The sequence below is a fragment of the Arthrobacter sp. SLBN-122 genome (assembly GCF_006715165.1).
GTDB lineage: Bacteria > Actinomycetota > Actinomycetes > Actinomycetales > Micrococcaceae > Arthrobacter.
In genome coordinates this window covers 754,327-778,663 of record NZ_VFMS01000001.1, presented here as the reverse complement: position 1 = coordinate 778,663, position 24,337 = coordinate 754,327, and the positions used below count along the sequence as shown (strand labels likewise).

The following is a 24,337-nucleotide window of genomic DNA, read 5'->3' as shown; positions in this document are numbered from 1 at the left end:
CTCAACTAGATTAGGCAATCAATGTGATCCACGCAACACGGGTGACGTTTATTACACCGAACGCAGTTTCCAATCAGTTTGAGGAGTACCCATGAGCACCGACCCCGCAGGAAAGCCGTCCGTCCTCTTTGTCTGCGTCCACAACGCCGGCCGGTCGCAGATGGCTGCCGCCTTCCTCACCTCCCTGTCCAGGGGCGCCGTCGAGGTCCGTTCCGCCGGGTCCCAGCCGGCGGAGAAGGTCAACGCGGCCGCCGTCGAGGCCATGGCTGAGGTGGGCATCGACATGTCCGCAGAGGTCCCGAAGGTCCTCACCACCGAGGCAGTGAAAGAATCGGACGTGGTGATCACCATGGGCTGCGGTGACGAGTGCCCGTTCTTCCCGGGCAAGCGTTACGAGGACTGGGTGCTGGAGGATCCGGCCGGCAAGGGCGTTGACTCCGTCCGTCCCATCCGTGACGAGATCAAGGCCCGCGTTGAACAACTGATCACCGAACTCCTGCCCGCGCAGCACGCGGACGCCCAGTAGTACCGCCACCGAAGGACAATTCATGAGTAAAGAGCAGCTGATCATCATCGGATCCGGCCCCTCCGGCTACACTGCCGCCATCTATGCCGCGCGCGCCGGCCTGAACCCGCTGGTCCTGGCCGGGTCCGTCACCGCCGGCGGCGCCCTGATGAACACCACCGAGGTGGAAAACTTCCCGGGCTTCCCCGGCGGCATCCAGGGTCCGGAACTGATGGACGGGCTGCAGCAGCAGGCGGAGAGGTTCGGCGCGCGCATTGAGTACGACGACGCCACGTCCGTTGAGCTGAAAGGTTCCCTCAAGCGCGTGGTCACCGGCGCCGGGGAGACCTACGAGGCGCCGGCCGTCATCCTGGCCACCGGCTCCGCGTACAAGGAACTCGGCCTGCCGGAGGAAAAGAAGTTCAGCGGCCACGGCGTTTCCTGGTGCGCCACGTGCGACGGGTTCTTCTTCCGCGACCAGGACATCATCGTGGTGGGCGGCGGCGACTCCGCCATGGAGGAAGCCACCTTCCTGACCCGTTTCGGCAAGACCGTGACGGTGGTGGTCCGCAAGGGCGAACTGCGCGCCTCCCGCATCATGGCCCAGCGCGCCAAGGACAACCCCAAGATCCGCTTCGCCTGGAACTCCGCCGTCACCGCCATCCACGGCGACGGCAAGGTCACCGGCGTCACCCTCACCGACACCCGCACCGGCGAGACCCGACACCAGGATGCCACCGGCATCTTCGTGGCCATCGGACACCTGCCCAGGACCGAGCTGGTGGCAGGCCAGGTGGACCTGGACGAGGAAGGCTACATCAAGGTGGACGCCCCCACCACGTGCACCAACCTGACCGGCGTCTTTGCCTGCGGCGACGCCGTGGACCACCGCTACCGGCAGGCCATCACCGCCGCGGGCACCGGTTGCGCCGCGGCCCTGGACGCCGAACGGTTCCTGGCCGCACTGGATGACGCGGCCAGCATCGCCACCGCACTCGTGGAAGAACCGACGCACAGCTGAGTTGCTGCTGCCCGGGCACCCACGGTTGCCCGGGCAGCACGCTGCAGCGTCAGACGACTTCGGGAAGCCGCCCGGTTAATACTGAAACTGGAGCTGCGGACCAGCGCTCACGCTCCGGCTCGTAGGAGATCACCATCGACGCGTCGCTCTCGCGTGCCTCGTCGATGGCCAGCAGCAGGGCGTCCTCCATGTGCCTGGCGTATTCCAGCCGCTCCTGCATGGACCCCTGCAGCCCGCCGTCGTCAATCAACACGTGGCCCTTGCCGTCCACGATGACCTTCAATGAATACCCCTGGTCCTCATAAAGGGACCCGCGGGTGGATGAAATCTCGGTGACCCGATCTGCCCGGACCAGCCCGTTGCCCAGCGTCCGGATCCATGCCTCACCCATGAATTGACCTTCCCTTGGATTGGGACGCGGTTCAGCACCCCATAAGGCGAACGCTACTCCTCCACGCGGCTTTTGTGACCCCCTAATCCGCGTCCTGCCGCAAGCGAACAGGGCACATTACGGGCGCCGGGTTCAGCTACTCTTATGCCAGAAGGCCGCCCGGGGTGGGCGATTGTTGGGAGGCATGGATGTGGTCGAAGTTGGATGCGTACCTCTTCCCGCTGCCCGCTGCCGCGGTCTGTCCTTCAGGGACCTTTGAACTGGACGTCGCTTCCGGAAACATGCAGTGGTCCGAGGGCATGTTTGGGATTCACGGGCTGCGGCCGGGTGACGTGGTGCCCACGTTCGAGGTGCTGATGGCCCACAAGCACCCGGTGGACCGGGAGCCGGTGCGGGCACTGTGGGCGGACCTGCTTGAGGGCGGCGGCCAGGGCGCACTGCTGCACCGGATCATGGACGCCCGGGGCAGGGAGCGGCGCGTTTTTTCGGCCATCCAGGCCGTCGCCGCGCCGTCCGGTCGCGTGGAGCAGGCACGCGGCTTCATGGTGGACGTGACCCAGAGCCTGCGCATCGAGTCCCAGCACGCCGCGTCCGAGGCCATCGAGGGCGCATTCGGGCACAAGGCCGTCATCGAGCAGGCGAAAGGCATGGTCATGGCCCTGCGCAGCCTGGATGCCGAGGCAGCATTCCAGGTCCTGGCCACCAGAAGCCAGCACGCCAACGTCAAGCTGCACCTTGTGGCCGAAGAGTTGATCAGCGCGGCGGCAAACGGCAAGGCCAGGGAAGTGCTGGAAGGGTACTGATTCCGGCTAACCCATGACCTGCTGGTTCACCCACCGCACGGCCGATTCAGTGTTCGGGATTGGGTATCCCGGACGGATGGGCAACGGGAGGCCGGGGGACCTTCGGCACTTCTGGTTGGGACGGTTCGGCTGGAGCCTGTTGGCATGGCGGACAGGACAACCACCCGGCCCAGCGGCAACTTTGGCTCCGCCATCGTCAATGCCCTGCTGCTGTACGGGATCAATATCTGGCCGGGGTGGCAGGTGCTGCCGTTCCTGACGGCGGACATGGCCCGCGTCCTTGACCTCATCAACGCCTCCCTGATCGCGGGCATCATCGTGAACCTGGTTTGCGTGGTGATCCGCGCCCGGGCCCTCCTGGCACTGGGCAACATTGTTGTCATGGGCTTCGGGGTGGCCGCCCTGCTGCGCCTGTGGGAGGTCTTTCCCTTCGACTTCGGCGACGGCTGGTCCGGTTGGCCGGTAGTGGTGCGGGTGCTCCTGGTGCTCGGCATCGTGGGCTCCGTGATCGGCGCCGTGGTGGAAGTGGTCAATCTGTTCCGCGCCCTGGCAGGGTTCGAGCCCAAGCCCCGCTGAGCGTTCCCGGTTGAGGCAGGTCCTGCCGTGTGAAGGGGCGGCCATAGGATAAATCTGATGACTTCCCCGGATGACTCCCCGCCCTTCAGCCTGCGCAGCATTGCCGTGGCCGCTTTCGGACCCACGCTGCTCTACGGGATCGGAACCGGGGCCATTCTTCCGGTGGTGGCATTGTCTGCCCGCGACCTGGGCGCCTCGGTGGCCGTGGCAGCGTTGATCGTCACCCTGATCGGGCTGGGTTCCTGGTTCTTCAACCTGCCCGCGTCCCTGGTGACCCTTCGCTTCGGCGAACGCTGGTCCATCGTGGGCGCCGCCGTCGCTGCCGGCCTGGCGCTGGCAGCCGCCGCCACCTCGGCCGTGGCCCCGAACGGACTGTTGCTGCTCGCGGTGGCGATGGCCGTCGTCGGGATGTCCGGGGCGGTGTTTGGCCTTGCCCGGCAGAAGTACCTCACCGAGGCGGTCCCGGTGGCGTTCCGCGCCCGGGCGCTGTCCACACTGGGCGGCGTGAACCGCATTGGCGTGTTCATCGGCCCCTTCGCAGGAGCCGCAGCGATGCAGTTCTTCGGCATCGCCGGAGCCTACTGGGTGGGGGTGGTGGCCATGGCAGCCGCCGCGCTGCTGTCCCTCACCATCCCGGACCTTGCGACGCCGGATGTCCCCCTGGGCGGGCACGCGGGCCCCCAGCCCACGCTTCGGAGCGTGGCGGTGTCGCATGCCGGCGTGTTCCTTTCGCTGGGCATGGGCGTCCTGCTGCTCAGTGCGCTGCGGTCCTCCCGGCAGGTGGTGATCCCGCTGTGGGCGGACTATCTGGGCATGGATGCCACTTCCGCATCCCTTATCTACGGGCTCTCCGGCGCCATCGACATGCTGGTGTTCTATCCCGCCGGGAAACTGATGGACCGCAAGGGGCGGCAGTGGGTGGCGGTTCCGTCCACGCTGCTCATGGGTACGGCGCTGCTCCTGATCCCGCTCGCCGGCTCCTTCGTGGGGCTGCTGCTGGCGGCACTGCTGATCGGCTTTGGCAACGGCATCAGCTCCGGGCTGGTGATGACCCTTGGTGCCGACTTCTCGCCGGACCGCGGCCGCGGCCAGTTCCTGGGGCTCTGGCGGTTCATGGCGGACGCCGGCTCCACCGGCGGCCCCGTCCTCCTCTCCGGGGTGACCGCGCTGGCCTCCCTGGGTCCGGGGATCTCAGCCACGGGCCTGCTGGGGTTCGCGGCGGCGGCCGTGTTCGCCGTCGTCATTCCCCGCCTGAAGCACCGCCGCAACTACTAGTTGCTCCATCACTTCTGGTCCCTAAACAGGGGTTTTAGGGACCAGATCTGATGGAGCAAACGCGTGTTTGCGGGCCGGATTGCTGGGTAGTGCGGGTGGCGAGGATATTCTCGACACATGAGTGATCCCGGCGCCGAGGCCCGCATCAGTCCGCTGCAAAAAGCCTTGTGGTGGGCCCAGGACTATGCCTACGCCGCGGGCTGGCAGGTCCGCGGATTCCTGTCGCGCGTGAAGCCGGAGTCCTTCCGCAACGGCACCCGCGCGCCCGTGCTGATCATTCCCGGAGTGTACGAGAACTGGCAGTTCATGATGCCGCTCATCCAGGCCGTCCACGACGCCGGACATCCCGTCCACGTGGTGACGGTGCTCCAGCGCAACAAGATGAAGGTCCCGGACGCCGCAAAGCTGGTGGCCCAGCACCTGGAGGAGGCGGGGCTGCGCGATGCCATCCTGGTGGCGCACAGCAAGGGCGGCCTGATCGGCAAATACGCCATGCTGTCGCTGGATCCGGAGCACCGGATCGACCGGATGATCGCCGTGTGCGCACCCTTCTCCGGCTCCCGCTATGCCCGGTACATGCTGTTGCCCAGCCTGCGGATCTTCTCGCCAAAGAACGCCCTGACGCTCCAGATGTCCCGCGAGCTGAGCATCAACAGCCGCATCACCTCCATCTATGGGCCATTCGATCCGCACATACCCGAACGGAGCATCCTGCCCGGGGCCACCAACATCGAACTGCCGGTGGCGGGGCATTTCCGAATCCTTGGCGACCCCGCCACCGCCCGGATCATTGTGGAGCAGCTGAACCTTCCGGCCTGAGTTTGGCGGGGCTTTGCGCTGCTGCGCGATGCCGCCGGCACCGAGCCTGACTGCGCGGCGCTTTGGCAGGAGATCTCCGACCGGCGTGCGGCGAACATGCTGAAGTTCGTTGAGGATCTTGCCGCCACAGGGGAGCTGCGGACAGACCGCCCGGCCGCCGAACTCGCCGACGCCGTCTGGAGCATGAACGGGCCCGAATACTGGGTGCTGTCGGTGGACCAGCGCCGCTGGAGCCCTGGCCAGTTCGCCAGCTGGCTCACCGACGCCTGGTGACGGCTGCTGCTCACATCAAAATGAGCCTCTCTTGGTAGAAGCTTGTGACTTTTGACGGTAAATGGCGGTGTTCTGGGATCGCTAAATGTCGCACGCCCGGGCAACCAACTGGCGCATATGGCTAGGGATTCGAGGCGCCTCGGTTATGAGACATGCAGGTGGGTTCAGAGAAGGAACCGGCGCCCGAGGGCGGGATCGCCCATGGTATCAACTGGTCTTGTCGGACATGAACATGATCGAGTCGAAGACGGCGCGTGCTTCTCTCATCAGCTCCGGATTGATGGATTCGTCGATTTGGCCCACTGCGATCACAGCCACAGGGTGCTGTGGCAGGCCCCGCGGCCGGGTGGCCTCGTGGGCGGCCTGAGATGGGATGCCGCCGCCTCGTGTCTCCTCCGGCACAGAACCCGTGACAATGTACGAAGATCAGTTTCGACTCATGCAATCCCCCCGAATGACAGAGCGCGCTGAAGCAGTGTTGAGGAAACGCCGGATGGTGGGCGTTTTTCACTGCTCGGGTCTAAGTAGCCCGAGAGACCCTTGAGACTCGGGACGGGAAGGTTTCGAGTCACCGGGTGACATGCGACTTTCGACAGTAGCGCAGTAACTCGCCCGGGAGCTGCGCCTGGCTCATCACCCCAGGACCCCACACGCATGCTTTGATATTTTACATCGTGGGGATTGCAGTTGTGCTCGCGACCAAGGCTCCGGGGTCCGCGCCTTAGTCGGCTTTTGACGCCGGGTAGAGGAAGACGTCCACCGAGTGTCCGCGGTAGTGGAACCGGGCGATGCTCCCGTCTGGGAGACCTGGGATACCTCCAATAAAGTCCTGGTTCTGCAACGGCCAGGTAACAACGTCAGCAAAAAGATCCACCCCAGGAGGTACGCAATTTGGGTCAGACTCCCGGGAACCTGGTCCGAAAATCCTTAAGCACTGGTAGCCCCGCTTGTCCATGTGGAACACCGGCTGGCGTCCCCGATACGGCTGGTAGCCGCGAATAGTGGACTCATCGGCGTTCGATGAATAGAAGCTCAGCGTCTTGAACACCGCGTTCTCTGCCTCGTCTGCAATTGGTTGCAGTATGGCATCGGGACGCGGCTGTCCGACGAGGGACGCCATGGTGTACGCGAGGGCCAAAAAGACCACCAGCGCGCCGGCCACTAACGAGCTGCGGCGGGCACGTGTAGCAGTAAGACGACGCCAAAGCGACTGCGGCGTGCCCTCTCGCGGCGCAGGCCTGGCGGGATCGGGGCTGGGCGCGCCATCCGCGGCTGCAGCAGGTTCGCCGAGGCCGGTGTCCGCGGCGTCGGGCGGGACCGCTTTGCGTGCTGCTTCCAGTTCCTCCAGCCTTGCCAGCGCAGCGGGGTCAGTCTGGATATCGGGATTCGGACCATAAGCCCTCCTGCGGAGCGCATCCAGTTCACGCTTATCGTCTGAGGGCTGTGAGGATGTGTCCATCAGTCGGCCTCTGGCAAGAGGTAGACGTAGGCGTCCACCGTGTCGCCACGACGTATGAACCTAATGATGCCGTCGCCGGCGGGTATGTCGAGTCCGTCGCCGGACGAAGAGACGTCCACAATGAGGTCTGCCGGAAACGGAGCGCAGCGCGCTCTTGAAAGGTAGTCGAATGCCCGGTGCACTGCCACGAGACACGGAGAGCCGAAAGCATTCACGCCGGACCAGACATTGAAGCCATGGTACGACCCGTATGCGCGGAGCGTTGAGGGGTCCATTCCGTATCTGCCAGCTCGCTCCGCGGAGGTCACCAGGGTGCGGACCTGGTCGTCAGCCTCGACCGCCGTCAGACGCAAGGTAGCGTCGGGTCGTGGCGCGGATATCAGGAAGGCCGCCACGACGATGGCGGCAGCGACTACCAGCATGCCAGCCACCCGCGCGAGGCGACCCCACCACGTCCTCATCGCGCGTCGCAGGAGCGGCCGCAACGAGCTTTCCTTTACTGGCTGCGACAGCGGCGCGATCGCCCGTCCGGGCTCCGGCGACCCCTGAGCTTCATTTAAGGCGACGGCGGGAACCGCCGCTTTCACCGTTTCCGCGGCCGAGCTTTCACTCGCGGCGGCGTCTTCCCGGCGTTCGACGTCGGCGAGGTGCGCAGCCTCAAGTTCGCGCAACCTCGCGAGAGCCCGAGGATCACCATCGATGTCGTGATCCGGACCGTATGCCCTCACGCGTAGTTCATTCAGCTCGCGGTCAGCGTCAGAAGGGTGGGTGAAACCTTCCACAGCTGAAAGTACACCCGCCGCCAGAGGCGAGTCCATACGCAATCACGTATGGGCCACTCCCCGAAGCGTCAAGTAATGGAGGAGCTGTTGGTTCCCAAGAGTTTCGTCTCGAAACCCTTGGGATACGAGACGTCTCGCCGGCCCTGTCCTGCAGCACCCCGATTTCTGTGAGATCTCGCGACTTTCTCTGCGTCCGGCGATTCTCATAACTATGCCTCGAAACCTTCTGATGAAATCGAGGTACGAATCGTTTGTTATGAGACACTTCGAGGCCTAGATGACGAAACTTATTGGCTATGCACGGGTTTCGACGCGGCAGCCGTCCACGGACCGGCAGAGGGCGGATCTTCTCGCCGCCGGCGTTCGGCCCGATGACCTCTACGTCGACCAAGGTGTCTCCGGAGCGCGCGCGTCGCGACCCCAGTTCGATCGAGCGCTCGATGCGCTCCTGGAGGGTGACACCCTCGTCATCACGACTTTGGACCGGCTAGGGCGATCCACCGAGAACATGCTTGCCTTCGCCGACGAACTCCGCACTAGGCGTGCCGGCCTGCGCGTCCTGAACCTGGGCGGAGGCGACGTCGAAACAGCAACACCGATGGGCTCTATGTTGTTCACGATCATGGCCGCCCTCGCGCAAATGGAACACGAGATCAAGCGCGAATGCGTTACGGATTCCATCATCAAGCGAAGGGAAGCTGGCAAGCACCTTGGCGGCCGGCCTCGCCGGGTCACTGATCGTCACATCAGAAGCGCTGTGCGCCTGGTCAAAGGTGGCGAGCCCGCGGCGCAGGTTGCCCGGGATCTCGGTATGTCCCGAGCGACGTTCTAAAGGCGGTCACGAGCGCTTGCCGATTAGGAGGGCGACATTTAGCGCCGCAAAAAGACTGCCATTTACCGCCAACAGCCACAGTAGAAGCTCAGGTCAAACTCGGATTGAAATTTCATGTAACTTGAGCTTTTGCTAACGCTTTACCCCTCACTCCCTGAGGTTGGCACTGCAATGTTGTCCCCAGTTAGACCACCAGAGGGTCCACACGACGTGAATCTGGAAATCGGGACCGGAAACAAGAAGATCTACCAGCGTCTGACAGCACGCCAGCTCGCCGGAAGAAGGTGCCGCTGCAACACCCCCCAACGCAGCGGCGCCGTCTCCCTCCGAGCTGGGCTTTGCCCCGGAAGCTGCCTGCCGCCGTCGTAATTTCCCGCCCGTGTCTGCCTGCAGGCAGGTGGCGGCCGTCCGTACACTGGCACCATGTCATGCCGCATCAGCGAACTGGTCCTGAACTGTGCCGACCCGGAACTGCTCGCGCGGTTCTGGAGCGATGTCCTGGGGTATGTGGAGATCGACCGGGAGGACGGAGCGATCGAGATCGGGCCGCCCGACGCCGGCTTCGGCGGCCTGCAGCCCACCATCTTCCTGAGCCCCAGCAGCAATCCGCGGGTGGGAAGGCTCCCGCTGCATATCGACGTCAACCCGGTGGACCGGGACCAGGACGCGGAGCTGGAACGCCTGCTGGCCCTCGGCGCGAGGCCGGCCGACGTGGGGCAGGCCGGCGATGAGCAATGGCACGTGCTGCAGGACCCCGAAGGAAATGAATTCTGTCTCCTGCGCAAGCGGCTCGATCCCATAACCTGAGGCCGTCAACGGGAGAGCGTGGAGTGTACCGGGCGGCGCCCACTTCAAGACGCCGCCCAGGCACCTGCAACTATTCACGGCGTGGCTCAAGCTATGGGGCACCAATTCCTCAAGATTTGCTCAAAACATCACCGCCACGCGTCCTTCCGTGCTACGGCAAGGGAGGACGGAACTGCCACAGCGAACAGGAGCACACATGCACAAGCGCACACTCGGCCGCGGCCTGGAAGTTTCTGCGATCGGACTTGGCTGCATGAGCATGACCGGCGGCTACGGCAGCACGCCGGAACGGAAAGACATGGTGGCCCTGCTCCGGGCGGCGGTGGACCGCGGCGTCACCTTCTTTGATACTGCCGAAATCTATGGCCCCTTTGCCAACGAGGAACTGGTGGGGGAGGCCCTGGCCCCCTGCCGGGACCAGGTGGTGATCGCCACGAAGTTCGGCTTCGACATCGACCCCGTGGTCCGCAAGCCCCGCGGCAACGTCACCAGTGATCCCGGGCACATCCGCGCCGCAGTGGAGGGCTCCCTGCAGCGGCTCGGCGTGGAGGCGATCGACCTGTACTACCAACACCGGGTGGATCCGAACGTTCCCATCGAAGACGTTGCCGGCGCCGTCAAGGAACTCATCGAGGCCGGCAAGGTGAAGCACTTCGGCATGTCCGAGGCCGCAGCCGGAACCATCCAGCGCGCCCACGCCGTCCAGCCCGTCACCGCCGTCCAAAGCGAATACTCCCTCTGGTGGCGCCGCCCGGAGGAAGAGGTGCTGGTTGTCTGCGGGGAGCTGGGCATCGGTTTCGTCCCCTACAGCCCGCTGGGGCGTGGTTTCCTGACCGGGACGCTGGGCGCATCCAGGACGTTCGACGGCGGCAATGACGCACGTGCCAACATCCCCCGTTTCGGGCCGGACGCCATGGCCCACAACCAGGCTTTGGTGGACGCCGTGCGCAGCATCGCACGGGACAAAGGGGCGACGCCGGGGCAGATCGCCCTGGCCTGGCTCCTGGCCCAAAAGCCGTGGATCGTCCCCATTCCTGGCAGCCGCAAACTGGACCGATTGGAGGAGAACATTGCGGCCGCGGACCTGGTCCTTACAGACGCGGAGCTGGCCGGGCTGAACGGCCTGCTCACCGGGATTTCCGTCCAGGGCGCCAGGTATGCGGAGGACGCGGAGGCCCGGACCAACCTCTAGGTCCACTCCATTCCGGCGCCCGGCAGTGACGCCAATGACATGTGATTTTGACCTGCCTGAAACATTCCGGGGCCCGGGCTCTTATACGCTTATCTGAGAGATTTTCCCGGAAGGATTGCAGCAGCACATGGAAACCACGGACGCCGTCGTAAAGCCCGTCATCGGCCTAAGCACCTACCTTGAGCAGGCGGGTACTGCCGGCTGTGGTGGCGTCAGCGCCGCGTTCCTGCCGGAAACCTACCTTGCCCCCATCATCGCCGCCGGCGGCATCCCCGCGCTGCTTCCGCCGCAGCCTGTGGCGGCAGGGGTAATCGAAGTGCTGGTAAGCCGGCTTGACGGACTGCTGATCCCCGGCGGCTGGGACGTGGATCCTGCACTGTACGGCCAGGAACCCCACCCCGCCACCGACCAGCCGCGGCCCGAACGCGACGCCTGGGAACAGGCCCTGATCCGCGAGGCCATCCGCCAGGACATTCCTCTGCTGTGCATCTGCCGCGGTGAGCAGCTCCTGAACGTCACCCTCGGCGGCACCCTGCACCAGCACCTGCCGGAAGTGGTTGGCCACGGCCAGCACCAGCTGGGCGGCTTCCAGTACAACCGGATCCCGGTGGAAGTGCGGCCTGAGTCGCAGCTCTCACAGCTCATCGGGGCCGACGTCCAGATGGTTCCCGTTGCCCACCACCAGGCAGTGGACAAGCTCGGAGACGGCCTGGTTGCCTCGGCCTGGACAGAAGAGCAGGTGGTGGAAGCGATTGAATACCCCGCAGCCACGTTCGCCCTTGGCATCCAGTGGCACCCCGAGGAGCTCACCGAGGACTACGCGCTGTTCCAGGGGTTCGTCGAAGCAGCCCGGGCCAAGTACCTGACCCGCCTGCGCCCGGCAGCGGCGTCATCTGTTGCAGCTGCGCCGGCTTCATTTCTGCAGGATTCGACGCCGGCAATGTCCGTTCACCCGGAAGCCTTCTGACCTGCACTGACACCCTAAGCGAAGGGTCATCCGACGCCGGGTCCACGGCGGTCCAGCTTGCGGCAAGGAAATAAGCATGCTTACTATGTGGAGGTAAGGTGAAGCAGCCGCCCTACGGCTAACTGACCTTGGGAGCTGTTGTGGCGGACCTGACCCAAAACCTCTTGGAATCCGCAGTCAGGCGGGTTGTTGTTGCGACGTCATATTGCATGGGAAGTGCACGATGACGCGCAGGGTAGGTGTTGAAGAAGAATTCCTTGTCGTCGATCCTGCCGACGGCCATCCTGTTGCGCTGGGCAGCCTTCTGCAGCGCGCCGCGGAATACCCCAACCTCAGCAGTGAAATGAAGCAGGAACAGATTGAAACCTGCACCCTGCCCCGGCTGACCTTGGCGGATATCGCCCGCGACATCACGGCGGGACGCAGGAATGCCGATGCCCTGGCGCGGCAGGCCGGAGCCAGGGTGGCTGCGCTCGCAACGTCCCCGCTGTCCGTCGACTCCACGGTGGCACCGGGTGAACGGTACGGCCAGTTGATGCAGCGGTACGGGCTGACCGCCGTGGAACAGCTGACCTGCGGCTGCCACGTGCATGTGGAAATTGAATCGGATGAGGAAGGCGTGGCCATCCTGGACCGTATCCGGGTCTGGCTGCCGGTCCTGCAGGCACTCGCCTCGAACTCGCCGTTCTGGAATGGAACGGATTCGGGCTACGCAGGCTACCGCTCCCAGGCGTGGAACCGGTGGCCAACCACGGGGCCGACCGAGATCTTCGGATCCGCCGCTGCCTACCACTCAAACGTCAGGCAGATCCTGTCCTCCGGCGTCCCGCTGGACAAGGCAAGCCTCTACTTCGACGCACGGCTCAGCGACCGGCACCCCACCGTTGAGGTCCGGGTGGCTGATGTCTGCCTGTTCGCGGACGACGCGGTCCTGGTGGCCGCGCTGGTCCGGGCATTGGCGGAAACCGCCGCCAGGCAGTGGCGCGACGGCGTGTCCCCGGCCCCCGTGCCCACCGCCCAGTTGCGTCTCGCGTGCTGGCAGGCCAGCCGGTTCGGGCTGGAGACGGACCTGCTGGATCCCGTTGAGGGGATGCCACGGCCCGCGTCCGATGTGCTGGCGGCCCTGCTGGACCATGTCCGTCCAGTGCTGGAAGAGCAGGACGAACTGGCCACCGTGGAGTTGCTGCTGTTCCAAGTGATGGCCAGGGGGACCGGGGCAGCTGCCCAGCGGGAATGGTTCGGCCGGTCCGGAAACCTTCCCGCCATGATCGCCCAGGCCGTCGACACCACGGCCCTGCCTGCAACGTCCGTCCGGGGGCAGGCTGTGCCCGCCCGCCGGCGCAGGCAATCCACCAAGCTGCTGCAGGGGAACGCCCCCGGGCCCACCCAGGGTGGCACACCGCAGCTGGACAACCAGACTCTGTAAACCGACACCAGGAGGACCCCCCTTGGGCCAGAATGAATTGGACCAGAACCAGGCACCAGTGATTGACGCGCTGGCGGAACACCAGAAGCTGGGCCGGTACGGCTTCACGCCGCCGGCGCACCGCCAGGGACGGGGCGTGGACCCGCGCGTGCTGGAGGTGCTGGGGGAGCAAAGCTTCAAGGCCGACGTCGTTGCCTCCTCAGGACTGGACGACCGCAAGTCTTCCAACGGCTACCTGTCCACGGCTGAAGAACTGCTGGCGGCCGCCGTCGGCGCTGACAAGGCCTTCTTCTCCACCTGCGGCAGTTCGCTCTCCATCAAGGCGGCCATCCTGGCCGTGACGCGCGGTGAGGGGGACCTGCTGATCAGCCGTGACGCCCACAAATCGGTGGTGTCCGGCCTGGTGCTGTCCGGGCTGCAGCCCCGCTGGATCAAGCCGCGCTGGGACGACGAGCTGAAGATGAGCCACCCGCCGGCACCGGAAACGGTGGAGGAGATGTGGCAGCGCTACCCGGACGCCTCCGCGGCCCTGATCGTGAGCCCCACCCCGTACGGAACGTGCGCAGACCTCGAAGCCATTGTTGAGATCTGCCACAAGCGGGGGAAGCCGCTGATCGTGGACGAGGCGTGGGGCGCGCAGCTGCCCTTCCACCCGGACACCCCAACATGGGCGATGGATGCCGGTGCGGACATCTGCGTGGTCAGCGTGCACAAGATGGGGCTGGGTTTTGAACAGGGGTCGATCTTCCACCTCCAGGGCAACCTGGTGGACCCAATCCGGCTCAACCAGTGCGCCGACGTTCTCTCCACCACCAGCGCCAACACCCTGATCTATGGGGCCATGGACGGGTGGCGGCGGCAGATGGTGCAGGAGGGCAAGGCCATGATCGACCGGGCCCTGGACCTTGCCCGCCGGGTCCGGAAGGAGATTGAGGCGCTCCCCGGGCTGCACGTCCTGGAGGATGAACTGGTCCACGAGGAAGCCTCCCACGACCTGGACATCCTGCACATCCTGATCGACGTTTCCCAGCTGGGCATCAGCGGCTACCAGGCCACGGACTGGATGCGGGAAAACTGCCGGATCGACCTCGGCACCAACGACCACCGGCGGACGGAGGCGGTCATTTCCGTTTCCGACGATGACGAAACAGCGGACAAGCTGCTCAGCGGCCTGCGCGCGCTGGTTGATGCCGCGCCGTCCCTGCCCCGGCCACCCGCCGTCGTCATTCCCAAGGAAGAGGACCTCTTCCTGGAAACCGTGATGCTGCCCCGCGACGCCTTCTTCGGGCCCGTGGAAGTCATTCCCATTGAGGAATCGCCAGGCAGGATCGCGGCGGAAATGGCCACCCCCTACCCGCCCGGCGTGCCGCTGCTGCTGCCCGGCGAACGGATCAACCAGGCGGCCATCGATTACCTCAGGAGCGGCGTGGAAGCAGGAATGGTCCTGCCGGACCCTGCCGACCCCACCCTGAAGACCATTCGTGTGGTCCGGGAAGTACCTCATGAACATGAGCAGTAGGACCTCATCAACCGCAGTAAACAGCAAGGAAGAAACATGTGTGGCATAGCCGGCGAGATCGCATTCAACGGCAGGGCGGCGTCGGGGGAAGCAGTTCTGAAAATCATGGGGGCCATGGCCTCCCGCGGACCGGACGGAAGGGGACACTGGAACGGCGACTGGGTTGCACTGGGGCACCGGCGGCTCAGCATCATTGACCTCTCCGAAGCCGGGGCGCAGCCCATGGAGGACGACGGCGGCCTGACCGTTGTCTTCAACGGGTGCATCTACAACTATCAGGAGCTGCGCCGGGAGCTTGAGCCCGAGTTCAGCTTCCGCTCCACCAGCGACACCGAGGTAATCCTCAAGGCGTACCGGAAATGGGGTGACGACTTTGTCCATCACCTGGTGGGCATGTTCGCGATCGCCATTTACGATCCGCAGCGGGAAGAGGTCCTCCTGGTCCGCGACCGGCTGGGCATCAAGCCGCTGTACGTTTCGCAGCTGCCCGGGAAGCTGCGCTTCGCATCCACCCTGCCCGCGCTGGTGGCATCCGGCGGAATCGATACGGGCATCGACGAAGTGGCCCTGCACCACTACCTGAGCTGGCATTCGATCGTTCCGGCGCCGCGCACCATCCTGCGGGGCGTGCAGAAGCTGCCGGCCGCCACCATCCGCACCATCCGCCCGGACGGCACTTGGCATGACCGCGAGTACTGGCGGCCGGACTACACCCGGAAGCCGGAGCATGCGGGCTGGTCGGCGGTTGACTGGCGGGATGCCGTGCAGGATGCGCTGCGGACGGCAGTACGACGCCGGATGGTTGCGGACGTGCCGGTGGGTGTCCTTTTGTCCGGCGGGCTGGATTCCAGCCTCCTGGTTGCCTTGCTCGCCGACGAGGGCCAGCACGGACTGTCCACCTTCAGCATCGGGTTCGATGACGGCGCCGGCGGCGACGCCGGGAACGAGTTCGAGTACTCGGACCTGGTGGCGCGCGAATTCGGCACCCGGCACGAACGGCTGCACGTGCCCACGTCCGAGTTTGCGCCTTCCATCGGCGGCGCCCTGGACGCGATGTCCGAGCCCATGGCAAGCCACGACGTCACCGCCTTCCACCTGCTCTCCGACACCGTGTCCCGGCACCTGAAAGTGGTCCAGTGCGGGCAGGGGGCCGACGAGGTGTTCGGCGGGTACGGCTACCACCAGCCGCTGGCCGGTCTGCCCCGGGAGCAGGCCCTGCCGGCCTTCACGGCAGCATTCGTTGACCACAGCCACGATGAGCTCCTGGGCATCCTGGAGCCCGAGTGGCTGCCCGGGACCGACGTCAGCCGGAAGGTCCTCGCCGACCACCTGGCCCGGCCGGGGGCGGACACTGCCCTGGACGCCGTCCTTCGGCTGGATACCCACCTGCTCATGGTGGACGATCCGGTGAAGCGGCTGGACAACATGAGCATGGCGTGGGGCCTGGAAGCCCGCGTTCCGTTCCTGGACCATGAACTGGTGGAACTCGCCGCCTCGTGTCCGCCGGAACTCAAGGCAACCCAGGGCGGCAAGGGCATCCTGAAGGACCTGGGCCGGCAGCTGCTGCCGGCCGCGGTGATCGACCGGCCCAAGGGCTACTTCCCGGTCCCGGCCCTGCGGCACCTCGAGGAACCGTTCATCACCATGGTCAGCGATGCCCTCCACGCACCCGAGGCCAAGCAGCGCGGGCTGTTCCGCCCCGAATACATCGACGGGCTGCTGGAGGATCCCAACAGCCGGCGGACCCCGGTGAAAAGCAACGTCCTGTGGCAGTTCGCGCTGCTGGAAATGTGGCTGCAGCGCCACGGGGTGGGCTAGCGAATGGCGCCGCCGTCAACAGCGGACCAGGATGTCCTGGCCGGCCTCCGGCAAGCCGTGCGCGGTGACTTCCGTGCCGCCGTCGACGAACTCTCTGAGCTGGTCCGCATCCCCGCCATGGCCTGGGACTCCTTCGACCCCTCACAGCTGGACCAGGCCGCCCAGCAGGTGGCGGGCCTGCTCCGCAACGCCGGCCTGGCCGACGTCGACATCCTGCAGGCACCCCGCCCGGACGGCAGTCCCGGTGCCCCCGCAGTAGTGGGACGCCGGCCCGCCGAACCCGGCAAGCCCACCATCCTGCTGTACGCGCACTACGACGTCCAGCCCGCCGGCGACCTGGAGCTGTGGGAGAGCCCGCCCTTCGAAGCGGTGGAGCGCGGCGGCCGGTTGTGGGGCAGGGGAGTGGCGGACAACAAGGCAGGCGTGCTGCTGCACGTGGCCGCCGTCCGCAACGCACTCCGGGTCCTGGGCAATGACCTGGGCATGGGCATTACGGTGTTCATCGACGGCGAGGAGGAGGCGGGCTCGCCCTCCCTGCCCCTGCTGCTGCAGCAGCACGCCGACCTGCTGCGCGCGGATGTGCTGGTGGTGGCCGACTCCGGGAACTGGAAGGTGGGCGTGCCGGCCCTGACCACCAGCCTGCGCGGGCTGGTCCTGGGAACCATCGAGGTGCGGGTGCTGGAGCACGCCCTGCATTCAGGAACCTACGGCGGGCCGCTGGTGGACGCTGTTGCGGCGCTGTCCCGGCTCATCGCCTCCTTCCACCACGACGACGGCAGCGTGGCGGTGGAGGGCCTGCCGGCTTCGGAGGAGCCGGGTCCGTCCCTTACCGAGGCTGAGTTCCGCGCCGATTCCCGCGTCCTGCCGGGAGTGCCGCTGGCCGGTTCGGGATCCTTGACGTCGCGGTTGTGGACCAAGCCGGCCATGGCCATCATCGGGATCGATGCGCCGTCCGTGGCATTGTCCTCCGACACGCTGCAGCCGGCGGCCCGGGCGCGGTTCAGCCTGAGCCTGGCGCCGTCGTCTGACACCGCTGCCGCCATGGAGGCAGTCCGCCGGCACGTGGAAGCCCACGTACCGTTCGGCGCCGGCGTGGTCTTCACGCCGGGCGGGCGGACCGAGGGGTTCGCCGGGGATGCGTCGTCCCCCGCCTCACGGTCAATGCTTGCGGCTATGGGTGACGTGTGGGGTGTTCCAGCTGTTTCCATGGGCGTGGGCGGCTCCATTCCGGCCGTCAACATCCTGAACAAGCTGTACCCGGAGGCGGAAATCCTGGTCACGGGCGCGGAGGACCCGGACTCGCGGGCGCACGGGGCCAACGAATCCATCCACCTGGGCGATTTCGAAAACGCCATCGTGGCCGAAGCCCTGCTGCTGGCCCGCCTCAACGCCGGCTGACCCTTACGGTGGCACCCAAGGCAGCCGGTCAGCGGCGCAGTGCGCTCCGCCGTCGTGCCGCGAACGCGAACAGTGAGGTGGTGGCCACGGTGGCCAGGTAGCCAGCGATCACGATCAGTGCGATGCCTGCCCAGAAGTAGTTGGTGGTGCTGGCCTCCTGCCACGGGCTGGGCGCAATCCGGATCAGCGAAAACACCGCCACCACCGCCGAGGCCAGCCCGATCAGCACCGGCAGCGTGAGCCAGATCCGGGCCGAGCCGACATGTTCACCGAACCCGTCCCACTCGTTCCACGAACCCCGGCGCAGGATCAGCCAGCCCGCCGGAATCATGAACGCACCCACCAGCAGGAACGCGGCCACCACGTCGGCCGGCCGGTGCCACTGGTTGATCAGCGTGGACACTCCGGACGCGATGGCAAAGCTGCCGCCGATGAAGCCGGCCATGGGCCGCCAGCGCGGGGACGCCATCAGGAACACTGCTGCCGCCGCCGACGCCGCCAGGGTGGTGTGCCCGGACGGCAGGGAATTCAGCTCCAGCGTCAACACCCCTTTGTCCGGGCGCTGCGGCAGCAGGTCCTTCAGCACCTGCGTGGCCACGTTCGCGCCGATGCAGGCGGCCACGGCAATCCCCGCCTCCGCCCAGTGCCTCCGGATCACCGTCACGAACAGGACCACGACGGCGGCCATCACCAGCGAGATGGTGGGCAGCAGGTCCAGGAACCGGGTGGCTGCCTTCCCGGCGGGCCCGTGGATCTCCACCGCTTCCACCAGCGCGGACTCGTCAATGAACTGTCCGGTGGTGGTCTGGACGAAGAAGTAGTAGGTGGCAAACAGGCCGGCAATGCACGCCAGGGTGGACAGCACGAACAGGAACGCCGAGCCCGGGGCAGGCCGGGCCAGGGCCCTGGTGGGTAGTTGCCGTGAAAAAGTCATCGCCGTTAAGGGTGACACAAAAAGCTGGAAGGCCGCTTAGGGGGTGGGGGTGGGTTGGACCGGGTCCAGCCGGGGGATGCTTGCCGCAGCCACCAGCAGCGCCAGGGCGCCCAGCCCGAACGGAAGCGCCGTGAGCGTGGCGATGCCGCCTACCAGCAGGGGCCCGCCGGCGTCGCCCAGTTCGCGTCCCAGTTCCGCCGAACCCATGGTCCGGCCCATCCTCTCCGGCGGGGTGGTGTCCGCCAGGTGCGCGAAACCGAGCGGCGTCACCGCGCCGATCCCCACCCCGATGCACGCCGCGGCAACGAAAATGGTGACCACGCCGGGGACGGCCGCCACCAGGCCGACGCCCGCGGCAATCAGCAGCAGGCCCGCCGTCGTACCTTTGTTGTCGGTGACGGCGTAGCGGTCCCGCCGCCGCCCGATCCATGGCTGGGTCAGCACCGAGCCCAGCGCCACAACACTCACCGCGGCAGTCCCGGCCAGGGCATCCATGCCGTGCCGCGTGGCCAGCGCCGGAAGGAAGCCGACGGCGGCACCCAGCGCTCCCGTGGAGGCGGCCAGCACCAGCGTGGGCACCAGGAAACGCCTCTCGCCCACCTGCCGCGCCAGGTCCACCACCGTGTACCGCATCCGCGGCAGCGGCGCCAGGTGCGGCACCGACACCAGCACCCACACCGCGGTGACCGCGGCCAGCGCCGCCAGGGTGCCGAACAGCAGCGGGAAGCCGCCGGCCAGGATCAGGCCCGCACCCAGCGGCGGGCCAATGATGTAACCCAGGCTTTTCCAGGACCCGTACCGGCCAAAGTAGGTGCCGGCCTTTCCGCCGCGGGCCATCCTTGCCACCATGGCGGACGACGCCGGCGAGAAGGCCGACGCCGCCGCGCCCTGTCCCAGCCGGGCCAGGGCCAGGATCAACGGGTCCGCAGCACCCAGGCCGATCAGGGACAACGCGGCGAAGGCGAGGAGTCCGCCCACGACGACCGGTTTGGCGCCGATGCGGTCGCTGAGCGCACCGAAGACCGGCTTCAGGAAGACCTCGGCGACGTCGTAGAGGGCCAGCAGGATGCCCAGGTTCAGCAGGGTCAGGCCGATGTTTCCGCTCTGCGCACCCAATCCGGCCGCGATGCTGTGGGCCCCGAACGCGGTGACGAACCCGGCGGCATAGAGGGGTGCCGAGGAAGAGCGGGCGGCCTGGCCGCTGGGCAGGGGGTCGCCGGCGCTCATAGTGGGGACTTTAGTACCTTCATAAAATTGTGAAAACTCCGAAGACTTGAAGCATGAACACCGTTGTCCACACAGCGAATCTGCATAAGCACTTCGGGCATGTCAGGGCGTTGGACGGGCTGGACCTCGACGTCCAGCGCGGTGAGATCCACGGTTTCCTGGGTCCCAACGGCGCCGGGAAATCCACCACCCTGCGCATCCTCCTGGGGCTGGCCAGGCCCACCTCCGGCTCCGCGGCCGTCCTGGGCTTCGAGCCCTGGAGCCAGGCCGTGGAACTGCACCGGTGCCTGGCCTACGTGCCCGGGGACGTCAGGCTCTGGCCCAACCTGTCCGGCGGCGAGACCATCGACCTGCTGTCCCGGCTGCGCGGCGGCACCGCGGACGGTGATGCATACCGGCGCCGGAAGGACCGGCTGTGCCAGGTGTTCGATTTCGATCCGGCCAAGAAGGGGCGCGCGTACTCGAAGGGCAACCGGCAAAAGGTGGCGCTGATCGCGGCCCTGGCCACCGAAGCCGAGGTCTACCTGCTGGATGAGCCCACCAGCGGCCTTGACCCGCTCATGGAGGAGGTCTTCCGGCGCGAGCTGCTGGCCGCCGTCGACCGCGGAGCCACCGTGCTCCTCTCCAGCCACATCCTCTCCGAAGTGGAGGTGCTCTGCCACCGCGTGAGCATCATCCGCGCCGGCAGGATTGTGGACGGCGGCACGCTTGACTCGCTGCGGCACCTGACCAGGTCCGAAGTTTCGTTTGCCGCGGACGGACTGGACGCGGAAGCCCTGGCGCGTCTGGGCGCGGTGCACGACCTCACACTCGACGCCGGGCGGGTCCGGTTCAGCGCCGACTCGGACCGGATCGCGGAGGTCCTTCCCGCGCTGGGCGCCCTGGGCGTCCAGGGCCTGACGATTGTTCCGCCGTCGCTGGAGGAGCTGTTCCTCCGGCACTACGGCGATGCCTCGGCCGCTCCGGAGGGTGACGCACCGGCCGGTGGACATGGTTCGCGGCGGCACCTGCTCAGCGCGCGGGGGCGGAGCTGACATGGATGTCCTCCTTGTCCTGTGGGGCCAGCGCCTGCGGCGGGACCGCTGGCAGCTGGTGAGCTGGGTGGCGGCCACCGGGATGTTCGCACTGTTTGCGGCCGCCGCCGTCACCCAAACCTACGGCAGTACAGCGGCACGGACCGAGATCTTGCAGGTGGCCATCGCCACGCCCGCCATCCTGATGCTGCGCGGCCTTCCCCGCGGCGCGGACCAGGGCGCCTTCACGTTCTTTCTGATTTACGCGTTCCTCGCGCTCCTGGCGGGCCTGATGAGCACCTTCCTGGCAGTACGCCACACCCGGGCCGACGAGGAAACCGGCGGTGCGGAACTGGTGGCCGCCACGCCTGCCGGCCGCCTGCTGCCCAATATCGCCACCCTGCTCCACGGCGTCACCGCGAACATCCTCGTGGCGCTCGCCGTGTTCGCCGGCTTTGCCGCCCAGGGCCTGGACCCGCAAGGTTCCCTGACCGCCGGAACCGCAACGGGCGCCGTCGGCCTCGCTTTCCTGGGCGTGGGACTGCTCGTGGCCCAGTTCATGGGGACCTCTCGCGGCGCCAACGGTGTCTCTGCCGCGCTGGTGGTCCTTGCCTACCTCCTGCGCGGGATCGGAGACGCCACCGGAGCGCCCGGCGCCGACGGAACCACCATGACCGAGGGGTCGGCCAGCTGGTTCTCACCGATCGGCTGGGGCCAGCAGACGTATGCCTACTCAGGGAACCGCGCCTGGCCGCTGCTGCTGCCGTTGGCGCTCGCCGTCGTCTGTCTGACGTCCGCCTGGCTCATCCTTCAAAAACGGGACACCGGGGCCAGCGTGTGGGGTGCCAGGCCGGGACGCCCAGCTGCCCGGCCGGGGCTCCGGAGTCCGGTGGCCCTGGCACTGCGGCTGCAAAGCGGATCGATCATCGGCTGGGCGCTGAGCGGGCTGGCGCTGGGGCTGCTGGCGGGGTCGCTGGGCAAAGCGGTGGCCGCCCTTGATACCCCCGGGACCGGTATCACGGCGGTGATGCGCGCCATGCTCCAGGCACAGGGAGTCTCGCTGACCCAGCTCATGGTCTCGGTGATCTTCTCGATGGCCGGGGTCCTGGCGGCAGCCTGTGCGCTGCAAGCGGTCATCAGGCTGCGGCAGGAGGAAACGGCCGGAACCGCCGAACTCCTGCTGGCCGCTCCAGTGGGGCGGGTCCGGTGGCTGGCCGGCTACCTGCTGCTGGGCGCGGCGGCCGTGGTGCTGGTGGTAGGGCTGACCGGCCTGGGTGCGTGGGTCACGCTCACCGGCTCCGGTGACTCCATGCCGGCGGATGCTTTGTGGGAAACCGCCCTGGCCCAATTGCCGGCGGCGCTGATCTACCTGGCCGTTCCCGTCCTGGTGTTCGTGCTGTGGCCCGCCGCGACCATCGCCGCCAGCTGGGCGCTGCTGGCCCTGGGCGTGATGCTGGGCATTTTCGGCGGCATGCTGGGGCTGGACCAAAACCTGCGCAACCTGTCCCCGTTCACCCACACACCGGTTCCGCAGGGTGACGCCACGGACTGGAGCGGTGCATGGTGGATGCTGGCCGTCGCCGCGTTGGTTGCCGCACTGTCCGTTGCGGTGATGCGGCGGCGGGAAGTGGGGTCGGCATGAGCGCCGACGCCCGTCTTGGTGCCGGTCCCGTATCCGGGCCTGGTTCGGTTCCCGGGGCCGGTTCGGTATCCGGGCCCGGCTCGGTTCCCGGGCCTGGTTCCGTATCCGGGACAGCCGGGTTCGCCTCGGTTTCCGGGCCTGCTGAGTCTGCCGATGCCGATGCCGGTGCCACTGTCGCCGCTGCCGAACGAACCGCTGCTGCCTTCGCCGCCGCCGGTTTCCCCAAGATGCCGGCACGGACGCTGCTTGCACTGGTGTGGTCCGAGACAGGGAGCCTCACGGCGGCCGAGCTCGGGGAGCGGCTGGGGGCCAGCCCTGCAGCGGTCTCCGGGGCAGTGCGGTACCTGCAGACCGTGGGCTTTATCCACCGGGTGTCCCAGCCCGGCAGCCGCCGCGACCTCTACGCCCTGCGCGAGGACGAGTGGTACGTCGTGTCCATGCGGAACAGCCCCATCTACGAAAAGCTTGCTTCCCTGACGGATGCGACGGCGGATACCCTCCCGGAGGGATCGGCCGCACGGGCCCGCGTGGCGGATATGGCCCGCTTCTACCGGTTCCTCAATTCGCGGATGCCGGCCCTGCTGGACGACTGGGAGCGGGAGCGGTCCGGGGAGGGTACGCCGTGACCATCATTGACAACGCGGTGTACGTGAACGGGCTGCGCACCGAGGACCCCGAGGACCTGGACGAGACCTACTTCCTGCTCCGGCAGCGCGAGGGGATGGCGTGGATCGGGCTGTACCGGCCGGACGGTGAGGAGCTGCAGTCCGTCGGCGAGGAATTCGACCTCAACGCCCTGGCCATCGAGGACGCGCTTGCCGGCCATCAGCGGGCCAAGCTGGAGCACTACGGCGAGTGCCTGTTCCTGGTGCTCAGGCCCGCCAGGTACCGGGACGACGAGGAAAAAGTGGACTTCGGCGAGATCCACATCTTTGCCGGGGATGAGTACGTGGTGACCGTCCGGCACGCCGAGTCCCCGGACCTGGCCAAAGTCCGACGCCGAATGGAGTCAATGCCCGAATTCCTGGCCCTGGGTCCGGACGCCGTACTCTACGGCATCCTGGACCAGGTGGTGGACGAATACGAGCCGGTGGTGGCCGGGCTCGAAAACGACATCGATGAGATTGAGGATGACCTCTTTGGCGCCGATCCGGACGTTTCCCGCCGCATCTACGAACTGTCCCGCCAGGTGATCATCTTCCAGCGGGCCACCAGCCCGCTGGCGGGAATACTGCAGGCCCTGATTGCCGGGGCTCCGGACCGCGACCAGGCAACCGAGCTTCGGGACCACTACCGCGACGTCCTGGACCACGTCATCCGGATCAATGAACGCGTGGCATCTTTCCGGGCCCTGCTCCAGAACGCGCTCGCCGTGAACGCAGCCCTAGTGGCCCAACGGCAAAACGAGGAAATGCAGCGGTTGACTGAGTCCAGCTTTGAACAGAGCGAGCAGGTCAAGCGCATCTCCTCCTGGGCTGCCATCCTGTTCGCTCCCACGCTGGTGGCGTCCATCTACGGCATGAATTTCGCCAATATGCCCGAGCTGGCATGGACTTATGGCTACCCCTACGCCCTGGGCCTGATGGCGGCGATGGGGCTGGTCCTTTACCTGGCGTTCAAGCACAACAAGTGGATCTGAGTTGTCTACATAGCCCCTG

Annotated in this window: 25 protein-coding genes; 19 read left to right on the top strand and 6 right to left on the bottom strand. The window is 66.7% G+C overall.

Annotated features, from left to right (window positions below; translation table 11 throughout):
• Nucleotides 1-91 precede the first annotated feature (91 nt).
• Both FBY36_RS03620 and trxB read left to right on the top strand, forming a co-directional pair.
• Nucleotides 92-526 carry an arsenate reductase ArsC gene (locus FBY36_RS03620; protein ID WP_142117384.1) on the top strand — a complete coding sequence of 145 codons (435 nt, stop codon included), beginning with the start codon at nucleotides 92-94 and terminating at the stop codon, nucleotides 524-526.
• A gap of 22 nt (nucleotides 527-548) precedes the next feature.
• Complete coding sequence (gene trxB, locus FBY36_RS03615; protein WP_142117383.1) at nucleotides 549-1,526, top strand: thioredoxin-disulfide reductase; 978 nt, start codon at nucleotides 549-551, stop codon at nucleotides 1,524-1,526.
• Between the two features lie 49 nt (nucleotides 1,527-1,575).
• Here trxB and FBY36_RS03610 read toward each other — a convergent pair whose 3' ends face one another.
• Entirely contained in the window at nucleotides 1,576-1,917 is a 342-nt protein-coding gene (locus tag FBY36_RS03610) for a hypothetical protein (RefSeq protein WP_142117382.1), read from the bottom strand.
• Nucleotides 1,918-2,105: 188 nt separating this feature from the next.
• Here FBY36_RS03610 and FBY36_RS03605 point away from each other — a divergent pair, with 188 nt between their 5' ends.
• The 5 genes from FBY36_RS03605 to FBY36_RS03585 all read left to right on the top strand — a co-directional run bounded on the left by FBY36_RS03605 (nucleotide 2,106) and on the right by FBY36_RS03585 (nucleotide 5,663).
• On the top strand, nucleotides 2,106-2,720 hold the full coding sequence (locus tag FBY36_RS03605) for a PAS and ANTAR domain-containing protein (protein WP_142117381.1): 615 nt from the start codon (nucleotides 2,106-2,108) through the stop codon (nucleotides 2,718-2,720).
• A gap of 144 nt (nucleotides 2,721-2,864) precedes the next feature.
• Nucleotides 2,865-3,296, top strand: a complete 432-nt coding sequence (locus FBY36_RS03600; RefSeq protein WP_142117380.1) for a hypothetical protein — start codon at nucleotides 2,865-2,867, stop codon at nucleotides 3,294-3,296.
• A 57-nt stretch (nucleotides 3,297-3,353) separates the two neighbouring features.
• Nucleotides 3,354-4,571 (top strand): MFS transporter, encoded by a 1,218-nt coding sequence (locus FBY36_RS03595; RefSeq protein ID WP_142117379.1) that lies wholly within the window; start codon nucleotides 3,354-3,356, stop codon nucleotides 4,569-4,571.
• A 117-nt stretch (nucleotides 4,572-4,688) separates the two neighbouring features.
• Nucleotides 4,689-5,390, top strand: a complete 702-nt coding sequence (locus FBY36_RS03590; RefSeq protein WP_142117378.1) for an esterase/lipase family protein — start codon at nucleotides 4,689-4,691, stop codon at nucleotides 5,388-5,390.
• Nucleotides 5,391-5,486: 96 nt separating this feature from the next.
• Entirely contained in the window at nucleotides 5,487-5,663 is a 177-nt protein-coding gene (locus tag FBY36_RS03585) for a hypothetical protein (RefSeq protein ID WP_235008699.1), read from the top strand.
• Nucleotides 5,664-5,870: 207 nt separating this feature from the next.
• Here the strand turns inward: FBY36_RS03585 and FBY36_RS03580 are convergent, their stop codons facing one another.
• The 3 genes from FBY36_RS03580 to FBY36_RS03570 form a co-directional block, all read right to left on the bottom strand.
• Nucleotides 5,871-6,065 carry a hypothetical protein gene (locus FBY36_RS03580; RefSeq protein WP_142117377.1) on the bottom strand — a complete coding sequence of 65 codons (195 nt, stop codon included), beginning with the start codon at nucleotides 6,063-6,065 and terminating at the stop codon, nucleotides 5,871-5,873.
• A 319-nt stretch (nucleotides 6,066-6,384) separates the two neighbouring features.
• Nucleotides 6,385-7,122 carry a hypothetical protein gene (locus FBY36_RS03575; protein WP_142117376.1) on the bottom strand — a complete coding sequence of 246 codons (738 nt, stop codon included), beginning with the start codon at nucleotides 7,120-7,122 and terminating at the stop codon, nucleotides 6,385-6,387.
• A complete protein-coding gene (locus tag FBY36_RS03570) occupies nucleotides 7,122-7,850 on the bottom strand; it encodes a hypothetical protein (protein WP_142117375.1) in 729 nt (242 codons plus the stop codon). The genes FBY36_RS03575 and FBY36_RS03570 overlap by 1 nt, the downstream gene beginning before the upstream one ends.
• A gap of 331 nt (nucleotides 7,851-8,181) precedes the next feature.
• Here FBY36_RS03570 and FBY36_RS03565 point away from each other — a divergent pair, with 331 nt between their 5' ends.
• The 8 genes from FBY36_RS03565 (at nucleotide 8,182) to FBY36_RS03530 (ending at nucleotide 17,863) form a co-directional block, all read left to right on the top strand.
• A complete protein-coding gene (locus FBY36_RS03565) occupies nucleotides 8,182-8,736 on the top strand; it encodes a recombinase family protein (RefSeq protein ID WP_142117374.1) in 555 nt (184 codons plus the stop codon).
• A 423-nt stretch (nucleotides 8,737-9,159) separates the two neighbouring features.
• Nucleotides 9,160-9,543: a VOC family protein gene (locus FBY36_RS03560; RefSeq protein ID WP_142117373.1), complete on the top strand. Its 384-nt coding sequence runs from the start codon at nucleotides 9,160-9,162 to the stop codon at nucleotides 9,541-9,543.
• A 196-nt stretch (nucleotides 9,544-9,739) separates the two neighbouring features.
• Complete coding sequence (locus FBY36_RS03555; protein ID WP_142117372.1) at nucleotides 9,740-10,735, top strand: aldo/keto reductase; 996 nt, start codon at nucleotides 9,740-9,742, stop codon at nucleotides 10,733-10,735.
• Nucleotides 10,736-10,862: 127 nt separating this feature from the next.
• On the top strand, nucleotides 10,863-11,702 hold the full coding sequence (locus tag FBY36_RS03550) for a gamma-glutamyl-gamma-aminobutyrate hydrolase family protein (RefSeq protein ID WP_142117371.1): 840 nt from the start codon (nucleotides 10,863-10,865) through the stop codon (nucleotides 11,700-11,702).
• Nucleotides 11,703-11,925: 223 nt separating this feature from the next.
• Complete coding sequence (locus tag FBY36_RS03545; RefSeq protein ID WP_142117370.1) at nucleotides 11,926-13,128, top strand: carboxylate-amine ligase; 1,203 nt, start codon at nucleotides 11,926-11,928, stop codon at nucleotides 13,126-13,128.
• Nucleotides 13,129-13,150: 22 nt separating this feature from the next.
• Nucleotides 13,151-14,647 carry an aminotransferase class I/II-fold pyridoxal phosphate-dependent enzyme gene (locus FBY36_RS03540; RefSeq protein WP_235008698.1) on the top strand — a complete coding sequence of 499 codons (1,497 nt, stop codon included), beginning with the start codon at nucleotides 13,151-13,153 and terminating at the stop codon, nucleotides 14,645-14,647.
• Nucleotides 14,648-14,683: 36 nt separating this feature from the next.
• Nucleotides 14,684-16,465, top strand: a complete 1,782-nt coding sequence (locus FBY36_RS03535; protein WP_142117369.1) for an N-acetylglutaminylglutamine amidotransferase — start codon at nucleotides 14,684-14,686, stop codon at nucleotides 16,463-16,465.
• Nucleotides 16,466-16,468: 3 nt separating this feature from the next.
• The gene (locus FBY36_RS03530; RefSeq protein WP_142117368.1) at nucleotides 16,469-17,863 is read left to right on the top strand and encodes a dipeptidase; all 1,395 of its coding nucleotides are present in this window, start codon (nucleotides 16,469-16,471) and stop codon (nucleotides 17,861-17,863) included.
• Nucleotides 17,864-17,891: 28 nt separating this feature from the next.
• Here the strand turns inward: FBY36_RS03530 and FBY36_RS03525 are convergent, their stop codons facing one another.
• Together FBY36_RS03525 and FBY36_RS03520 are read right to left on the bottom strand one after the other, a co-directional pair.
• Entirely contained in the window at nucleotides 17,892-18,797 is a 906-nt protein-coding gene (locus tag FBY36_RS03525) for a phosphatase PAP2 family protein (protein WP_142117367.1), read from the bottom strand.
• Between the two features lie 36 nt (nucleotides 18,798-18,833).
• A complete protein-coding gene (locus tag FBY36_RS03520; RefSeq protein ID WP_142117366.1) occupies nucleotides 18,834-20,024 on the bottom strand; it encodes an MFS transporter in 1,191 nt (396 codons plus the stop codon).
• A 53-nt stretch (nucleotides 20,025-20,077) separates the two neighbouring features.
• Here FBY36_RS03520 and FBY36_RS03515 point away from each other — a divergent pair, with 53 nt between their 5' ends.
• The 4 genes from FBY36_RS03515 to corA are packed head-to-tail and all read left to right on the top strand — an operon-like array spanning nucleotide 20,078 to nucleotide 24,318.
• Nucleotides 20,078-21,058, top strand: coding sequence for an ABC transporter ATP-binding protein (locus FBY36_RS03515; RefSeq protein ID WP_142117365.1), 981 nt, complete (start codon nucleotides 20,078-20,080; stop codon nucleotides 21,056-21,058).
• Nucleotide 21,059: 1 nt separating this feature from the next.
• On the top strand, nucleotides 21,060-22,679 hold the full coding sequence (locus FBY36_RS03510) for an ABC transporter permease (RefSeq protein ID WP_235008697.1): 1,620 nt from the start codon (nucleotides 21,060-21,062) through the stop codon (nucleotides 22,677-22,679).
• Nucleotides 22,676-23,305, top strand: coding sequence for a GbsR/MarR family transcriptional regulator (locus tag FBY36_RS20980; RefSeq protein ID WP_268815547.1), 630 nt, complete (start codon nucleotides 22,676-22,678; stop codon nucleotides 23,303-23,305). The genes FBY36_RS03510 and FBY36_RS20980 overlap by 4 nt, the downstream gene beginning before the upstream one ends.
• Nucleotides 23,302-24,318 carry a magnesium/cobalt transporter CorA gene (corA, locus tag FBY36_RS03500; protein ID WP_142117363.1) on the top strand — a complete coding sequence of 339 codons (1,017 nt, stop codon included), beginning with the start codon at nucleotides 23,302-23,304 and terminating at the stop codon, nucleotides 24,316-24,318. Before FBY36_RS20980 ends, corA begins: the two co-directional genes overlap by 4 nt.
• Nucleotides 24,319-24,337 lie beyond the last annotated feature (19 nt).